This is a genomic window from Mycobacterium rhizamassiliense, from assembly GCF_900157375.1.
Taxonomy (GTDB): domain Bacteria; phylum Actinomycetota; class Actinomycetes; order Mycobacteriales; family Mycobacteriaceae; genus Mycobacterium; species Mycobacterium rhizamassiliense.
This window is the reverse complement of record NZ_LT721901.1, coordinates 3,165,507-3,183,224: the sequence shown is the minus strand read 5'-3', so window position 1 is coordinate 3,183,224 and position 17,718 is coordinate 3,165,507. Positions and strand designations below refer to the sequence as shown.

Genomic DNA, 17,718 nt, shown 5'->3' with positions numbered 1-17,718 from the left:
GTCCGTGACTGAGCCGACGGCACCTGGTGCGGTCGTCCCATCGGTGCCGCTGTCGCGGCTGGCGCACGCGTTCTCGATCCAGTTGATCTGCCGGGCCGTCGGCATGCTTGCCTCGGTCGTTTCGGTCGCGATGAGCGCCCGCTATCTGGGCCCGGGACCCTACGGCCAGCTCACCATGGCGGTCGCATTCGTGGGGATGTGGAACAGCTTCGCCGATCTCGGGGTCGCCACCGTGATCGTGCGGCGCGTGACCTCCGGCCACGGCGACCTGGAGCGCTTGGTGCGGGTCAACAGCGGTATGGCCCTGATCTACTGCGTCCCGCTCGCGGCGCTGGCCGCCGGGTCCGGGTTGCTCGTCTATCGCGACTTCGACGTGCGAGTGATGCTCGTGGTGCTGTCCGGGGGCCTGCTCTTGCAGACCATGACGACACGCTTTGAGCCGGTGTTTCTGGCCACCGTCCGCTTCTCCGCGGTGGCGATCTCCGACGTCACCGCCCGGGCGGCCACCCTGGGCATGGTCGCCTACCTGGTCTCCGCGCACGCGAACGTCATCTGGTTCGCGGTGGCACAGCTCATCCCGCCGGCCGTGCAGTTGCTGATCCAGGGCGCCGCGGCGATGCGGCACATCTCGGTGCGGCCGGTCTTCGCCCTGCGCGAGGCCGCGGACCTGTTGCGGGAAACCTTGCCGCTCATCGGTTTTCTGGTCGTCGGGATCCTCTACACCCGTGCCGACGGCGTGATCCTGTCCTTGCTCAGCACGCACTCCGAGGTCGGCGTGTACGGCCTGGCGCTGACGATCGCGTTCAACACCATCGTGGTGTCGCTGGTGTTCCTCAAGTCGACGCTGTCGACGGGCACCGAACTCTACGCGCGTGACGTCGCCGCCTTCGCCAACTTCCTGCGCCGCAGTGTGGAACTCATGTATTTCGTGGCCGTCCCGGTCGCGGTCGTCGGGGTACTGCTGGCCGGCCCGCTGATCGCGCTCTTCGGGGACCAGGCGTTCGTCGCACGCGGGACGCCGACCCTGGCGCTGCTGTTCGTTGCGGCGGCGCTGCGTTTCGTCGGCGGCACGCTGGGCCAGGGCCTGGTTGCCAGCCATCACCAAAACGTCTTGCTCTGGTTGACGTTCGCCACCCTCGTGGTCAACGTCGCGCTCAACGTGGGCCTGGACGGCCGACTGGGCGCCGTCGGCCCCGGCATTGCGTTGGTATGCACGGAATTTTTCAACATGCTGTTCAGTAGCTGGTGGCTGCAGCGCAGGTGCGGTTACCGTACGCCGGTGGTGTTCTTACTGCGGGTGCTGATACCGACGGCCGCGAGTGTCGCGGTGACACTGCTGCTCTCGGGCCAGCACGTGGTCTTGACTCTGCTGGCCGCCGTCGCCGCTTACCTGGCCACCAGCGCGGCGTTCGGCCCGCTCACCTGGTCCTCGCTGGCGTCGTTGCGCGGGAAGCAGCTGGCGTGATCGGCAACGCCGCATGAATTCTCCTCGGGTGCTTTGGCTTTCGCCCTGGACGCGGCCGGCGGTGCGGGTGCAGTCCGAAGCGCTGATCCGGCACGGGGCGGACGTGCTGCTGATCACCTCCGACCGGCACCCGGAGTCGGACGCCGCCCGCGACTACGAATTGGTGCTCGAGCCAAGGTTTCTCACCGCCGCGACCTGGCCCCCGACGCTCAAGGGCTGGGGCCGCGTCCGCAAGTTCCGGCCCGACGTCGTGATCGCCGAACAGGTCCGCGATCCGCGCTGGATCGCGCTCGCCGGGCGGACGCCACGCATCCAGGTGATCCACGACGACCGCCCGCACGACCCCGGCGAGGCGCTGCCGTCCTACGAGCTTGCGGTGCTCGACCGGTGGGGCGCACGCTCGGCGGCCACGATCGCCTATTGCGACTATGTCGCCAACGCGGTCGCGACACGGCGCGACGTGGCAGGCACGCCAACGTATGTCGTCCCGCTGGCCAGCGACCTGGACCTGAATCGCGTCCCCCCGTTCGTGGGCGCCGCAGGGCGCCACGACTTCGTCATGTTCGGCCGGCTCAACCCCTACAAGAACGTCGACGTGGTGCTGGCGGCCTGGCGGCAACACGTCGACGGCGGCGGCTGGCGCGGCGACAAGCTCATCCTGATCGGCGACGGCGCGCTCGACGCCGACAGCCTCCCGGCGCACACGCAGTGGCGCCGGGGCGGCTACCGCTACTCCGACGTCGTCAGCACCCTGGCGGCCGCCAAGGGCTCGATCGCCCACTACCGGCGTGCGACGCAAAGCGGCGTGCAGGTGCTGTCCATGCATCTGGGCGTCATGCCGATCGTGTCGACAGAAGGCGGCCCGCCCGAGTACCAACCGCCGGAGTGCCCACCGATCGGCGTCGACGACGTCGCCGGGCTGGCCGCCGCCTTCGACGTGCTGGCCGACCCGGCCACCGCCGAACGGCACGGAGCCAGCGCGGCGCGCCATTACCAACTCCATTGCGCCGTCGACATTGTCGCGGAGCGCTTCCTGGACGTGATCACCGACGTGCTGGCGGTGCGGCGTTGACGGCCACGCTTGACGGAAAAGGATTGGGATAGAGGCATGGGCAGGTACCTGGTCACCGGTGGTTGCGGTTTCATCGGCTCAGCGGTCGTCAACTCGCTGCTGGAGCGCGGTGAGGACGTCGTCATTTTCGACGATCTTTCCCTCGGCAAAGACCGGTGGCAGAACGCGACCCGCAGGCCGATACTGTTGCAGCGCAGCATCCTGGACACCGATGCCTGCGATCAGACCTTCCGGGAAGTCAAGCCGCAGACCGTTATTCACCTGGCGGCCCAGCACTTCGTCCCGTGGTGCCAGGAGCACATCTACGAGGCGTACGACCTGAACGTCAACGGCACGCTCAACATGCTGGAGTGTTCGCGCCGGTACGGGGTACAGGACTTCTTCTTGGCATCCACCGGTGACGTCTATCCCCCGAACTTCGTGCCCCACAAGGAAGTCGACCCGACCGGGCCCGTGTACGTCTACGGCCACACCAAGTTCCTGGCCGAGCAGATGTGCATGCGCTACTACGAATCCCAGGAATGCTTTCGCACCTTGCTGATCGGGCGGTTGTTCAACGCCGCGGGGCCGCGCGAAACCAATCCACACCTGCTCGCGGAGGTCACCCGCCAGATCACGCAGGAGGGCAAGCGCGAAGTGGAGGTCGGAAACCTTTGGCCGCTGCGCGATTACGTGGACGTCGACTCGATGGGCTCCGTCATCCTCGACGCCGTCTCGAAGGTGGAAGGGCTGGAGATACTCAATATCGGATCCGGCAAGGCTGTCGAGGTTCGCGAAGCCCTGGACATCCTCACCTCGGTGCTGCCGTTCGAGGTTGAATTCAGGTCGGTGCCCGAACGCCAACGCCCCAACGACCGGCCGTTCCTGTGCCCGGACACCCAACGGCTGCGCCGCACGGTCGGCCGCGCGGCCGACACGTTCAACCAGGACACTGCCCGCAAGATCTTCGCCGAGTACCCCGACATCAAGCTCTGAGACTGTGGTGCAACCGGATTCGGCGCGGCCGCTGCGAGTCGCCCTGGTGAGCGACTACCCCGTCGACGAGGACACGGGCCCCGAGAACGGGGTGCAGTCGGTGACCCACAGCCTGGCGCACGCGTTGGCGGCCCGCCCCGACATCGAGTGTCACGTCGTCGCCGCGATGAACCACGCGACGACGACCTATCGCCAGGTCGGCGCCCTGCACGTGCACTACGTCAAGCGGCTCAACCTGCCGCGCCTTCTCACCCTGCGCCTCAACGACGTGCCGAGGCTGGTCTCGGTGATTCGTTCGATCAACCCCGACATCGTGCATGGACAGGGCCAGGATCGCCACGCCCTCGGCGCGCTGGGCAGTGGGTTTCCAACGGTCATCACCCCGCACGGTGTGATCTTCATCGAAGGCCTTCTGCTGCAGAAGAATCGATGGGACATGATCGGGGCGGTGAAGAAGCGCGGTGTCATCAACATGGAGCGAGAGGTGTTTCGGCGCTCGCGGGACATGATCATCATCTCGCGCTACCTGCCGCAGACCTACGGGCCGATGCTGACCGCGCGCACCCACTTCATCGAAAACCCGATCAATGACGAGTACTTCAGCATTCCGCGCGCACCCGAGCCCGGCCGTATCCTCTTCGTCGGGACCATCGTGCCGCGCAAGAGCGTGCACGAGCTGGTCCGTGCGATCGCCCACGTCGTCGACGAGCGCACCGGCGGCACCTCGGCGGCGTGGCGGACGAACCTCAGGTTCAGGATCGCCGGCCCCATCCTGGACCACGGCAGCGAGCTCGAAATCCGCAGGGCGGTAGACGAATGCGGCCTTCAGGGACGGGTCGAGATCCTCGGGCCCGTCAGCCACGAGCAGTTGCTGGACGAGTACGCGCGCGCCCAGGTCCTGCTCATGGGTTCGCGCGAAGAGACCACACCCCAGGTGATCGCGCAGGCCATGGCGTGCGGGCTCCCGGTCATCGCCTCACGTGTCGGCGGAATTCCGGACATGGTCTCCGACGGCCGCACGGCGCTGCTGTTCGAATACGGCGATGTGGCCGCGTGCGCCGCGCACATCCGCCGGATGCTGGACGATGATGCGTTCCGGTCCGGAATCGAGCACGCCGTGCGCAGTGAGGCGCAACAGCGGTTCGAGCCGAAATCAGTTGCCGAGCAGACGCTCTCGGTGTACCACGAGGCTATCGGGCGACAGACCTGAAATGCTCGATCGTCTGCGCGACGCCGTGTTCGAAGGACACCAACGGGCGCCAGTCGAGGCTTGACTCGGCGAGGGCGATATTCGGCTTGCGCTTCCTCGGGTCGTCCTCCGGCAGCTCCTTGAAGACGATGGGAGACGGCGAGCCGGTCATCTCCTTGATGACGCGCGCGGTCTCCAGCACGCTCAATTCGGTGCAGCCGCCCAGGTTGACCGGCCCGGTGAACGAGGGATCGCTCTTCGCCATCCGCACCAGTCCATCGATCAAATCATCGACGTAGCAGTAGGTTCGGGTTTGGCTGCCATCCCCGAAGACCGTGATCGGCTCGCCCCGCAGCGCCTGAACGATGAACTGGGAGATGATGCGCCCGTCTTCGGGATCCATCCGGGGCCCGTACGTGTTGAAGATGCGAACGACCTTGATTCGCGCCCCGAAGCTGCGCGCGTATTCGAGCATCAGCGTCTCGGCGACCCGTTTGCCCTCGTCGTAGCAGGCCCGCGGGCCAAAGCAGTTGACGTTGCCCCAATAGCTTTCGTCCTGGGGATGGATATCGGGATCGCCGTAGATTTCGCTGGTGGACGCCTGCAGGATGACGGCGTCCTTCTGCAGCGCCAGCTCGAGGAGATGCCGCGTGCCCAGGTAGTTGGTGTCGAGGGTGAACACCGGATCGCGTTGGAAGGCGAAAGGCGAACCGGGACAGGCCATGTTGAAGATGACGTCTATCGGGCCGGGAACCGCGGCCGCGTCGACCGGCAGCGTGACGTCGTGGTCAAAGAAGCCGAAGCCCGGATCACCGACGAGGTGGGTCAGGTTTTCGCGCCGGCCGGTGTAGAAGTTGTCGAGCCCGATCACCTTGACGTGATCGCGACGAAGACGATCGCACAGGTGGGACCCGAGAAAGCCGGCGGCACCGGCGACGAGGGCTCTCAATTATGTATTCTCCTCATTATCGGCCCATGCCGAAATACTGAAAACCCTCAGCCTTCAGGCGCTTTGGATCATAGATGTTGCGGCCGTCGAAGACGGCGTGGCCGCGCATGACCGACTTGACGCGCTGCCACGACGGCCGGTGAAACTGCTTCCATTCCGTGACGAGAACGAGCGCGTCGGCGCCCTCGACGGCCTCGTACATACTGCCGGCGTAGTCGATCGAATCCCCCAGCGCCTCTTTGGCTCGCACGCTCGCTTCGGGATCGTAGGCCTGCACCGTCGCCCCGAGCTCGATCAGCCTGCGCACGATCACCAGGGAGGCGGCCTCGCGCATATCGTCGGTCTGCGGCTTGAAGCTCAGACCCCACAGGCCGATCCGCAGGCCGGTCAGTTCGGTCGCGGGCTGCCCATCCCCGAAATAGTTGAGGATCTTGGCCACCAGCGTGGCCTTCTGCTCGGTGTTGACGTGGTCGACGGCGCGCAGCAGGCGCATGTCGGAACCCAGGTTGGCGGCGGTATGTATCAGGGCCTGAACGTCTTTCGGCAGGCACGAGCCGCCGTATCCCACGCCGGGGAATAGAAATTCGTAGCCGATGCGCCGGTCCGCCCCGATGGCTTCCCGCACGGCCCGGATATCCGCCCCGGCCTTCTCGCACAGGTTGGAGATCTCGTTGATGAACGAAATCTTGGTCGCCAGGAAGCAATTGGCGGCGTACTTGGCCATCTCGGCGCTGCGGATGTCCATCACGATCAGGGGGTGGAAGGTGCGCAGGTACGGCTCGTAGAGTTCACGCATGATCTCGATGGCCCGCTTGGAATCGCTGCCGAGTATCACGCGGTCGGGCTTCATGAAGTCGGTGACCGCCGTGCCCTCCTTGAGGAATTCGGGGTTGGACACGACGTCGAACTCGTGCTCGGTCTTGTCGTGGATGATCGCGCGCACCTCGTCGGCGGTGCCGACGGGGACGGTCGACTTGTCGACGACGACCTTGTAGCGGTCCAGATGCGTCCCGATGTCGCCGGCCGCCGCACGGACGTAGGACAGGTCGGCCTCGCCGCTATCGCTCATGGGTGTGGCGACGGCGATGAAGATCACGTCGCCATGCTCGATCGCGCGCCGCCGGTCGGTGGTGAAGTCGATGGACCCGGTCTCCCGATTTCTGGCGATCAGCTCCGCCAGCCCCGGCTCGTAGATCGGCACCCCGCCGGCAAGCAGCTCGTCCACCTTCGCCTGGTCGATGTCGACGCAGACGACGTCGTTGCCGCTGTCCGCCAGGCAGGCGCCCGTGACGAGGCCGACGTAGCCGCATCCGATCACCGAAATCTTCACGACGAGCCCTTCGCTTTGCAACGGTCGCCCCATAGTCCCGCAAGCGGCGCGTCCGTAGCCACTATTTGTTGCCGGTTCGTCGTCGATGCCGGGGAGTTTCTGGCGCTGTACATGTCTATGCCCTCACGCGCTCGGCGAATTGGGCGGTTTGCCGGCGGCGCGGGCCTGCGCAAGGTGCTCGGCAAGCCGCACGCCCAGCGCGATCCCGAGCAGCGTCGGGTTGGCCTGACTCGACGTGGGCAGCACCGAGGTGCTCGCGACGTACAGCCCGCGCACCCCGTGCACCTGGAGATTCGGGTCCACCACGCCGTCGTCCGGCGTCACGGACATCCGGGTGGTGCCGGCCTGATGGAAGCCGGCATAGCCGTTCATGAACGTGTGCACCAGGGCCTCGACGTCGTCGGACAGCCACTCCACGTATCCGACGCCGTGGCGGCGCAGGTGTTCGTCGATCAGAACGGTGCCCTTGCGCACGGATTCGTAGTCGGCATCGGAGAAGTGCATGTGGGTGCGGATCTTTCGCATGCCGAGGGCGTCTCGCTCGTCGGTCAGCTCGACGCGGCTGTCCCAGTGGGGCAGGTGCTCGCCGTGGTAGTGCAGCACATACCGATTGCCCGTCCCCTTCACGAAAAAGCCCGGCGCCTTGCGGCCCCTGCGCAGGAACCGGGCGTAGGAGAACCGGACCGCGAATGCGATGGAGGGCAATAAATCTCGGACGATGTTGCGCAGATGCGCGAGGACGCGCGGCGGGCCCGCGGTCTTGGTGTGCGCCTCGCGGATCGCGGCCGCGAGCAGGAATCGCCCCAGCGGCGAGATCAACGTCAGGTACACGCCCGACAGGATTCCGCTGCCATGTGCGGGATCGCTGATCGGCGGATTCACCATCCACACAGCCGCATTCGGCAGCCCGAGTTCGCGCTGCAGCTGCGGGCTGAACGTGAAGCGGCGGCGGATGTAGACGCCTTCGCGATCCCGCTCGTGTTCGTAGATGACGTCGTCGGCGGTGAAGTGCACCCGCGCGACCCGGCCCTCGACGTGGGACATGTACCAGCGCCCGAGGTGGCCGCCCGCGTTTCCCAGCCCGGCCGGATGATGGCGATCCGACGCGAGCAGCAGCCGGGTCGCCTCCAAACCGCCGGTCGCCACAACGTAATCCGCCGCGACGACTCGCCCCTGTCTGCCGTCGAGCGTCTTCACCACGAGATGGTCGACGGCATCACCGGTTTCGGTGGTCACCACCTCGGTGCAGGTGAGGCCGGTCCACACCGTCAGGCGGGGGGTGTTGCGCAACGCGCTGCGGTACTCGCGCCCGAAACGCGTTGGCAGGGACCAGCGTTCCAGATCGGTGGTGCGCACGTCTTCGTCGGGCAGGCCGGTGACCATGTCTTTGGCCGCGACTTCCGGGATGTCGCGCGCGTTGAATGCCGCCTGGCCGCACCCCGCCCAGTCGCAGGCCCGCTGTAGGTAGGGCTCGACGTCGTCGAACCCGATCGGCCAAGTCGACTCGGCAGTGATGGGCCGGTCCTCGAAATCGATGGCATCGAATTTCACGCACCGTCCGCCCCACAGCGCCGAGGTTCCCCCCACCTGCCGGCGGACCATCAGCTCACTGCGCGAGTGGAAGTAGTCGTCCTGCCGCGAGTCGAACGTCGCCAGCTCCTGCGCCCCGCGATCCGTTCGCTCCAAACCACTTTCGATCAGGGCCACCTCGACGCCCGCGTCCGCGAGCTCGAGCGCAGTCGCGATGCCGATCGGGCCGGCGCCGACGACCACGACATCGGTCCGGATCGCCAGGTCGGGGGCGAACTGCGCGGGACCACGAATCACGCGGCCGAACCCCGGCGATACTGCTCGACGAGAACGAGGAACCGCGCCAGCACCTCGGCGTCCGGCGGCGACGAGCAAGCGCTTGCCGCGTCGGCCACCCGCCGCGGATCGGTGCTGCTGTAAAGGATTCCGCGGCAACCCGTCGCGGCGGCGGACGACGCGAGGATCAGCCGCGACAGCACGCCGGCGGAAAGCGGTTCGGCCCCAAGCGTTTCGCGCCAGTGCCCGGCCAGCCGCGCGTCGGCGCGCAGCGCGGCGGACAGCGTCGTGTACGACCGGTTGAAAACCCCGAACACGAGATCGGCGGGGCGCAGCGGGGGGTCGAGCAGATCGCCGCGGACCTGACTGACGCCCCGCGGCGCGAATGCGGCGGCGAAATCCGTCTCGAGCCCCTCGTCCTGGGAAACACCCCAGGCGCGGATCTTGCCCTGCTGGCGCGCCCGCTCGAAGAACTCGCCGAGTTCCTCGCCCGCGATGGTGTCCAAAGGCCTTGGCCCGTGGACGAACAGGATGTCGACATAGTCGACGCCCAGCGCGGCGAGGCTCTGGTCCAGGCTGCGTGCCGCTGCGGCGGCGTCGTACACCCGGGGGGTCTGGTCCGGCTCCTGCTGCCGCTTGACGGCACGCCGAAGGGCCGGCGCCTTGCGCAGCACCGCGCGCGCCGGGGCCTGGAAACGGCCGAGCCGCCGAGCCGCGCCGCCGACGTCGATGCCGAACTTGGTGCCCACGGTCACCGAGTCGCGATTCACCGTGCGCAGAAACGCCCCGAGCTCGGCCTCCGCCATCCCCAGGCCGTACATCCGCGCGGTGTCGAAATGCGTGATGCCGTTATCGACCGCGCTGCCGAGCAGGGCCATCCGCTCCTTGCGGAACGGCGACTGCATCAAACCACCGCATCCGAAACCGACCGCGCTGATCTTCAGCGCCGGTCCCTGGAGCTCAATCCGCTCCAACACCGAGGCTCTCGTAGATCCGGCGCAGCTGCGCGCCGATGACTTCCGGGCTCCGGGTCGCCGCGATGTGCTCCTGCCCCTTGCGGCCGTCCCGTTCGGCCAGCTCCGGGTCGCGCAGATAACGTCCGATCGCGGCCGCCAATGCGGGCGCATCGCCAACGGGGACAAGCATTTTCGGGTCGGGCACGATGCCAGGGGTGCCGGAGACCGGTGTCGAGACGGCCGGCCGCGCGCCGGCGAGCGCCTCGGTCACGATCAGCGGCATCGCCTCGGCGCGGGAGGGCAGCACGACCACCCGGGCCGTGCGGATCAATTCGGGAATCGCCTCCGGGTGCACCGCGGGCTCCACCGAGAAGCGCTCCAGCTGCGGCGGGGTGTAGTCGTCGATGGGGCCGACGACGCGGCACTCCCCTTCGATGCCCTCGTCGAGCAGCAGCTGCCAGGCCTCGACGAGCGTGTCGACTCCCTTGCGCAGTCCGATGGTTCCGGCGAACAGCGCCACGGGCGGCGTCGTGCTGGCGCCGGGAGCATCCCAGTCGATCGGCGACGGGTTCACCGAGAGAGTGGTTTTCACCCGCGGCGCCACCGCCGCCACGGCCGCCTGCGCGTCCTCCGAGAAGACGATGGCGTGGTCGGCGCAGCGCAACGTGGCGCCGATGTAGTTGCGGTGCCGCGCGACGTCGCCGACGAAGTCGGAGCCCTGCAAGGTGAGGACGATGCGGAAGCCCCGGGCCCTCGCCAAGCGGATCAACGCCCCCTCCCGCAGCCACGCCCCGCCGTCGGCGACGTGGAAGTGCACGATGGTCCCTCGTGGTGCCCGCGCCAGCTCGGCACCCGCCCGCGCGGTCAGCACGAAGTTCTTGGCGTGGTGGCGGCCTTCCCAGGTGGACAGGACGCGGATGTCGTCGGCGCCCATCTTGTGGTCGCGGATGACGCGAATCACGGTCTGCGTACCACCGAAGCTGTACATGCCGGGACCGACGTGGATGACAGAGATCATCGGTGGCTCTCCCCTTGCGAATTTGCCACGGCGTCAACGTACACCGGTCGGCTTCTGGAACGTTGCATTATCAATGTGAACCGGACATGCCCGCCAGCGCCGGCTCGGGGTCGGCCTCCGTCTGGACCGCCTCCGGGGCCTTGTCGCGCAGGCCAGCGAAGCCCATCGCCGCTCCCAGGGCCAGCCCGAGGGCCAGCGCGTCGGATGGCATTTCCGGCAGCGGCCACACCGCGGAGATCGCGAGCAGGCCGCCGCTGACGGCCGCGCTGATCTTTGCCGGCGCCGAGCCGCGGCGCAGCGCGCGGATCACCGGCACGATCGCGAACGCGACGAAGGCCGCCATGCCCACCGACCCGCCCTTGGCCACCCACCACAGATAGAAGTTGTGGGAGTAGGCGGGGTAGAACGTCACGGCGAACTCGTCGGTGCCGTTCGGCTCTTGATACTTGAAACCAAGGCCGTGGCCGAACACCGGCGCCTGCGCGATCGCGTTGTTCAACAGCGCGTCTTCTCGCAGCCTTTCCAGCGTCGACTCGTCCACGGCGAGGGCGCTGGACGAAACCCCGCCGAGCACCCGCTGGTTGAACGCGCTGAATTGGTCGCCCAGCCACGCCCCGGCCTCGGAGTTCTTCAGCAGGAACAGCGAACCGGGAATGGTCACCGCGAGGAACACCCCGCTGATGATGCCGACGACGGCGGTCCGGCGCAGCGTCTTCCAACTCATGCTGGCCAGCAACGCGATGCCGCCGGCCACGGCCATGGAAATCAGCGTGTTACGGGAGAAGGACAGCATCGAGATGATCAGCGCCGGCGGGCCCAGCGCGAAAAACATTGTGGGGTTGTACAACCCGATGACCGCGGCGGCGACCAGCGCGCTCAGCACGGCGGTGGCCGGTGTCTGGGTGAGCAGGATGATGCGCAGGGCCTGGCCGGCGCCGGTGACCCCGGTCAGGCTTTCCGCGCGGCCGGCCAGCCGGATGGCGTGCAGCGAGCTCACGATCGCCATCCCCGCCGAGAACCACAGGATCACGATCGTCACGCGGATCGTCCATTGGAGGTGATTGCCGTAGACGAGCACCAAGCCGAGGATGAACCCGACGGCCATCTCGAGCAGCGTGATCGATTCGCGCAGGATCACCAAAGCTTCGCTGCCGGTTTCGAATCCGGCGACGGTGGAGATCGCCACCACGAAGGCGAACATGGTGGGCAACAGATAGTCGACGAACCGGAGGCGGACTTTCGGCAGCAGGAAAAAGATCGCCAGGATCGCCGCCACGAAATACGCGTAGATGACCGCCGGACCGATGACCTTGCCGACGTGCAAGCCCTGCGGCAGCGCCGCGAACGCGCCGATCAGCGCGACCGCCACGATGCCCTCGGGTTTGACCCAGTAGACGACAATGCAGAACATCGCCGCGATCAGCAGGGTTCCCTCGGTGGTCAGACGCACCGAGAGCACGCCGTACGCGAAGCAGACGAGCATGAACGCCAGTAGCAGAGCCCCATTCACCGCCAAGCGATAGCGACCCGGCAGGTAGGGGATCACGCCGGCCCGCTCACCTTTGCCCGGTAGGCCTTCGCCGCTGCCCGGTTGTGAATGGCGGGGCGGGCCTCGGTCAGGATCGTTCCGACGATCTCGGCGCCGGCCGCGCGCAGCGTGGTCAACGCGTCGCTGAGCTCGTCGACAGTCGTACGCCCGGCCCGCACCACCAACAACGTGGCCTGCACGGCGCCGGCCAACAGGGCGGCGTCCGCGGTGGCCAGCACCGGTGGGCCGTCGATGATGATGCGGGCGAACCGGGACGACAGGCCCACCAGGACGTTGTCGATGACTTCCGGCGGGAACACGCTGACGGACGATGTCTCGCGGCGGGCGGACCGGGACGCGAGGATGAACAACCGAGAGATCGGTGACGGCTTGACGACCTCGGCGGCGCGCTGGGGGTAGGCCAGCGCGCTGGCCAGTCCCTCGCCCGATTCGACGTTGAGCAGGCCGGCGATGGAGGGCCGGCGGGTGTCGCCCTCGATGACGAGGACGTCTTCGCCAAGTTCGGCGAATGCGCGCCCCAGGTTCAGCACGGTCGTCGTGGTTCCCTCGCCGCCGAACGGCGCCACCAGCAGCACCCGGCGGCCGTCGGGTCCCATCGCCCTGCGCAGCCGGGCGCGCAGGTCGCGGACCGCGTCGTCGAAGATGACGTCGGTGCCGAACCGCGCGACGCTGCCGCGCTTTCCGGGCAATTCACCCAGGGTCGGCAGGCCCGAAAGCCTTTCCAGCTTCTCGCGGTTTCGCACCGTGCGGTCGGTGGTCTCGCGGACCAGCGCCACCGTGACGGCAAGCAGCAGACCGGAGACCAGTCCCATCGCCATGTTGCGCACCGGCGCCGGACTGTATGCATGCTCGGGCACCCGCGGCGGCTCGATCACCCGGGCCCGGGCGGTCGGCACCGGCTTGCCGTTGAACTGTTGTATGCCAGGCACTTCCGCGGGTTGGCCCGGCGTCGGCGGGGGTGCCGTCTCGGTCTCCGTCGGTGGCGCGCCGGGCGTCGTCGTCGTGGGCGGTGCGCCCGGTCGCGTGTTCATCGCAAGGGTTGGGACGATCGCGGCGAACTGATCGGCCATCGCGCCTGCCAGCGCCGCGGCGCGTCGCGGATCGGTGTCTTTGACCGTGATGGTGAACAGCATCGACTTCGCGGTGTACTTCACCTGGGTGTTGGCCACCAGGTCGTCGACCTTGATCGGGACCTGGAGCTGGCTGATCGCCTTCTCCGCCACGGTGCGCCCGCCGGCGATCTGGGCGTAGGACGACAGCCGCTCCTCGGCGGTCAGCGTGCCGTTGTACAACTCGGTCAGGTCGGTAGCGCCGGAAAACGAGATCAGGACGGTGGTTGACGCCTGGTAGTGCTTGGTCTGGATCGCGGTAATCGCCGCAGCACCGATCGTGCACATCAGCAGCGCGGTCATCGCCAGCTTCCAGTTCGCGAGCAGAATCCGGACAAAGGTACGGAAATCCATCGCCTTACCAACCCTCCTGAAGCCTACGGCCGCAAATAGCATTCATATAGTCTCATATAAGCCCGCTGCGCAAACTCCATGCACATTATGCAGCATCCCCAAGCAGCGTCATGCACGCTTGCATGCACGTCAATAGTGCCGCTCACCGGCGTAATCGGGGCTCTGCCACGCCCCGCGGGTCGCGCTCAGGGCGTAGGAGACAGCAGCACATCGCGCGAGACGTCGAGCGTCGCGATCGGATAACCCCCGGAGCCGTCGCGGCCGTCGCGCGCCAGGTGCATGGGTGGGTAGTCCACCACGTGCGATGCACCCGCCTTGTGCTGCTGCCACTCGACCGCGGCCTGCAGCGTGTAGTGGCCCGGGGCCAGCCCGGTCATGTCGACGGAGACCGATTCGCTGGCCGACACCGGCACCGCCTGGTCCCGCGACGAGCTGGGGTCGTTGTGAACCAGGGCCTTGAGATTGATCGTGGCCGGCATCGTCTTGACGGTCGCCCCGGAGAAGTCCACCAACTTATAGATGGGAACCCATTTCTCGGTCGCCGCCGCCGAGCCGTAGTTGGTCCAGACCGCGGTGATGGTGGCCGCCTTGTCCTTCACCGATTGCGAGCCCTGCCGCGCCTCGACCGAATACCGGTAGCCCGCAGCGACATTGGACTGTGCCCAGATCTGGTAGAGCGCCGGGTCCATCGGGCTGGGCGAATTCGTGTCCTCGAAGTCGCAGTTCGACGTCATCGACACGTGGTATTTGACGACGTCGTGCAGGCCCTTTTCGTAGTAGGCCTTCCGGTCGGCCCCCTTGGGCAGCATGCACCATTCGGTGAGCACCGGCGCGGTGGCCAGCCGGTCCTTCAGCTGCCCGACAACCGGATCCTTCGAAAGCAGGTAGTGCGAGCCATCCAGCTCGGCCCAGCCCGGCATCGGCGCGATCACGCCGATGCAGTCCGAGCGGATGCCCACCGGCGCGGCCGTCTTCTTGGTCGTCTCGTCGGACAGCATCTGGCGCACGATCTCCGGGTTCAGCGTCGTCGTGATCAGCTGCGTGCGGGGGAAGGCGCCCACGTTCGCCGCGACCAGCTGGCGGATGGAATCGATGGTGATGCTCTGGTCGCGAAACTGGCTGTAGTAGCCCAGTTTCGCCATGCTTTCGTCGGGCGACGGCCCCGGCGCGTTCAGCGTGTCACGCAAATACGCGATGTGGTTTTCGCTGAAGTCTCCGTAGCCGGAGAACTCGAAGATGCTGAGCCGCTCGTCGCCGTCGTAGCGGCGGCCCAGCGCGGCGAGCAACTGCCCGAAGGTGTTGAGGTAATTCGGGTCGTTCCAGTTCGGCACGACCTGGGTCACCCCGGGCGTCCACCAATAGCGTTCCGGCCCGGTCAAACTGGTGGTCATCGGCCGCACCCAGTCGGGCACCCCGATGTTCGTGTTGTTCGGAAAGACGGTGTCACAACAGGAGCTGTAGGTGGTGACGCGCAGGGTCATCCGCATGTGCCGCGCCGACAGCTTGGCCAGCGCGTCGTCGATCATGCTGAAGTCGAACTTGTGGTCGTCGGGCGTATCGGGCGGCAGCGTGCTGGGGTCGACGGGTTGCAGCTGCCGCCACGAGAGACGCAGGCTGGCGTCATACGACCCGGGCCACGGCGGATACCGATTCTGCGCGGGATTGACTTGCGGGAACAGCGGAAGCAACAGGTCCTCGTACTGGCCGCGCAAGGGGTTGGGCACCTCCTGCAGCGTCAGCGGGATGGCCGGGCTGACGATCGCGATCAGGGGTTCGGCGTTGGGGTGCGCAACGCAGCCCGTGACGAAGAACGTCGTGCACGCGACGACGGCCAGTATTTTCTTCTTAATTTTTTTTCATCCTGATTTCTCGTTAGACCGCACCCGCCGACAATGTCGGGCGGTCGGCAAGGAACGGCAACGGCATCCAGCGCGCGGCCAGCAGCGCCTCCATCGCATTGCCCGGTACGGGCTTGGACAACAAGAAGCCCTGCGCACGGTGGCACCCGTGCTGCATCAAAGTCTGTGCGGCAGCCGGGGTTTCGACGCCCTCGGCGACCAGCTGCAAACCGAACGCCTCGGCCAGGCCGATGATCGCCCGCACGATCGCCAGATCCCCGGCGTTGGTGCCGAGGTCGCGAACGAACCCCGCGTCGATCTTCAGGATGTCCACCGGAAGCGACTTCAGGTGCGACAACACCGCATAGCCACTACCGAAGTCGTCGATGGCGATTTGCACACCGACCTCTTTGAGCTCGTGCAAAGTATTTCGGGTGGTTTCGATGTCGTGCACCACGGCCCGCTCGGTGATCTCCAGGCATATCGACGCGCCGTCGAGGCCGAACTCCTCGATGGTGTCGGCGACGCTGCGCACAAAGCCGCGAGTGATCAGCTGGACCGGCGAGACGTTGATCCGCAGCACGGCGCTCTGCCCGACGCCGTTGGCCCGCCACCGGCTGAACTCCGCGCAGGCGCTGCGCATCACCCACTGACCCAGCTCGCCGGCCAGGTTGGTCGATTCGGCGATCCCGATGAACGAATCGGGCAGCAGCAGCCCCCATATCGGGTGGCGCCAGCGCACCAGCGCCTCGGCGGCGACGATGGCGCCCGTCCACAGATCGACCTCGGGCAGGTAATGCAGCAACAGCGCTTCGCTGTCGATGTCGCCCTGCAGGTGCAATTCGATGTCATTGCGGAACGCGCTCTTGAGCGACATGTCGTCGGTGGACACCGCGACCTGGTTGCCGCCCCCGCGCTTGGCCGTCAGGACCGCCTCGTCGGCCCGCCGCAACAGGTCGGTGCTGTTGTCGCGGCCCGGGGTGCCGGTGGCCAGGCCGATGCTGACGCTTCGGGTGATCATGTGCCCGCCGATGGCCAGCCGCTCGCGCAGCATCGCCCCGAGTCGGCGGGCGAACGCCTCGGCGGTGGCCGCCGACATGGATTGGTCCGGGACGACGACGAACTCGTCACCGCCGAGGCGCGCGATCATGCTCTGGCCGGCGCACGCCCGGATGCGCTGCGCGAAGACCCGGATGAACCAGTCGCCGGCGGTGTGGCCGAGGTAGTCGTTGATCGGCTTGAGCCGGTCCAGGTCGAGATACAGCACCGCCACCGGCCCCGGGCTGGACGGGGCGAGCCGTTCGGACAGGTGCGCGATCAGCGCCCTGCGGTTGTACAGGCCGGTCAGGTCGTCGTGCTCGGCCAGGTAGCGCAGCTTCTCTTCGGCCGCGATCCGCGCCTGCAGCTGCGCGAACAGCGCGGCGACGGCCTCGAGTGTGTTGATCTCTTCCTGCTTCCAGCGGCGCGCGCCGAACTTGACGAAGCCCAGGACGCCGATGGTGGCGCCCCGCGAGACCAGCGGTGCGGCGGCCACCGACGACGCGCCGTCCTGCCTACCCGCGCTCATTCGGCGCCACAGCGAGCGGCTGGGCAGCTCCGCCCCGACCACCACCGGCTTCCTACTCTGCTCGCATTGGGTAAGCACCGGGTCGGCACTGGTGAAGTGGATGACGGCTTGCGGGTCCGGATCGGGCACGTTGGTGCGGCGCGGCCACTCGGCGACCAGCACCCAGGCCCGGATGTCGTTGTCATGGTGCCGCAGGAAGCTGGCGTCCACATCGAACTGCTCGACGAGCTGCGCCAGGACCGCTTCGCTCACCTGGGTCGCGGTGGCGGCGGTGGCCTCCATCAGCTGGGTCGCGACGGAGGTGACCACCAAGTCCAGGCTGCGTCGCATGGCATCCTCCGGTGTGGGCACGTGTCCATCTGGGCGATCAGCGCTGGCCCGCGGGGACGGTTTCACAGCGACGCCTTTCGAGCACGCGCCGATGCGCACCGAAAAGCCCCGTTGTTTACGTGTTATTCGAAGAGTGTATTCGGACCCGGGCAGGTCAGGGGTCACTTCTCGGGATAAAGCCTCGGTAGGATCGCGCGGTTTACGTCACTGG

Annotated in this window: 13 protein-coding genes; 4 read left to right on the top strand and 9 right to left on the bottom strand. The window is 67.2% G+C overall.

What is annotated here, in order from left to right:
- The first annotated feature begins 4 nt into the window (after positions 1-4).
- From MRAB57_RS15610 to MRAB57_RS15595, 4 genes are read left to right on the top strand one after another with little or no spacing between them, the layout of a single operon-like run.
- Positions 5-1,465 (top strand): oligosaccharide flippase family protein, encoded by a 1,461-nt coding sequence (locus tag MRAB57_RS15610; RefSeq protein ID WP_077088150.1) that lies wholly within the window; start codon positions 5-7, stop codon positions 1,463-1,465.
- Positions 1,466-1,493: 28 nt separating this feature from the next.
- A complete protein-coding gene (locus tag MRAB57_RS15605; RefSeq protein ID WP_173813940.1) occupies positions 1,494-2,537 on the top strand; it encodes a glycosyltransferase in 1,044 nt (347 codons plus the stop codon).
- Between the two features lie 36 nt (positions 2,538-2,573).
- Entirely contained in the window at positions 2,574-3,512 is a 939-nt protein-coding gene (locus tag MRAB57_RS15600; protein ID WP_077088148.1) for an NAD-dependent epimerase/dehydratase family protein, read from the top strand.
- 4 nt (positions 3,513-3,516) lie between these two features.
- Positions 3,517-4,722: a glycosyltransferase family 4 protein gene (locus MRAB57_RS15595; protein ID WP_077088147.1), complete on the top strand. Its 1,206-nt coding sequence runs from the start codon at positions 3,517-3,519 to the stop codon at positions 4,720-4,722.
- On the opposite strand, the gene MRAB57_RS15590 is transcribed toward MRAB57_RS15595, so the two are convergent.
- The 9 genes from MRAB57_RS15590 to MRAB57_RS15550 all read right to left on the bottom strand — a co-directional run bounded on the left by MRAB57_RS15590 (position 4,703) and on the right by MRAB57_RS15550 (position 17,507).
- A complete protein-coding gene (locus MRAB57_RS15590) occupies positions 4,703-5,650 on the bottom strand; it encodes a UDP-glucuronic acid decarboxylase family protein (protein WP_077088146.1) in 948 nt (315 codons plus the stop codon). The two genes, MRAB57_RS15595 and MRAB57_RS15590, sit on opposite strands and share 20 nt — an antisense overlap.
- A gap of 16 nt (positions 5,651-5,666) precedes the next feature.
- Complete coding sequence (locus MRAB57_RS15585; protein ID WP_077088145.1) at positions 5,667-6,980, bottom strand: UDP-glucose dehydrogenase family protein; 1,314 nt, start codon at positions 6,978-6,980, stop codon at positions 5,667-5,669.
- 123 nt (positions 6,981-7,103) lie between these two features.
- Complete coding sequence (locus MRAB57_RS15580; RefSeq protein ID WP_077088144.1) at positions 7,104-8,807, bottom strand: GMC oxidoreductase; 1,704 nt, start codon at positions 8,805-8,807, stop codon at positions 7,104-7,106.
- Positions 8,804-9,730, bottom strand: coding sequence for an aldo/keto reductase (locus MRAB57_RS15575; protein WP_077090617.1), 927 nt, complete (start codon positions 9,728-9,730; stop codon positions 8,804-8,806). Before MRAB57_RS15575 ends, MRAB57_RS15580 begins: the two co-directional genes overlap by 4 nt.
- Before the next feature lie 16 nt (positions 9,731-9,746).
- Positions 9,747-10,760, bottom strand: coding sequence for a glycosyltransferase family 4 protein (locus tag MRAB57_RS15570; protein ID WP_077088143.1), 1,014 nt, complete (start codon positions 10,758-10,760; stop codon positions 9,747-9,749).
- A 70-nt stretch (positions 10,761-10,830) separates the two neighbouring features.
- The gene (locus tag MRAB57_RS15565) at positions 10,831-12,306 is read right to left on the bottom strand and encodes an O-antigen ligase family protein (protein ID WP_077088142.1); all 1,476 of its coding nucleotides are present in this window, start codon (positions 12,304-12,306) and stop codon (positions 10,831-10,833) included.
- Positions 12,303-13,772, bottom strand: coding sequence for a tyrosine-protein kinase domain-containing protein (locus MRAB57_RS15560; protein WP_077088141.1), 1,470 nt, complete (start codon positions 13,770-13,772; stop codon positions 12,303-12,305). The genes MRAB57_RS15565 and MRAB57_RS15560 overlap by 4 nt, the downstream gene beginning before the upstream one ends.
- A gap of 185 nt (positions 13,773-13,957) precedes the next feature.
- On the bottom strand, positions 13,958-15,622 hold the full coding sequence (locus tag MRAB57_RS15555; protein WP_425436813.1) for a hypothetical protein: 1,665 nt from the start codon (positions 15,620-15,622) through the stop codon (positions 13,958-13,960).
- A 22-nt stretch (positions 15,623-15,644) separates the two neighbouring features.
- Entirely contained in the window at positions 15,645-17,507 is a 1,863-nt protein-coding gene (locus tag MRAB57_RS15550; RefSeq protein WP_077088139.1) for a putative bifunctional diguanylate cyclase/phosphodiesterase, read from the bottom strand.
- Positions 17,508-17,718 lie beyond the last annotated feature (211 nt).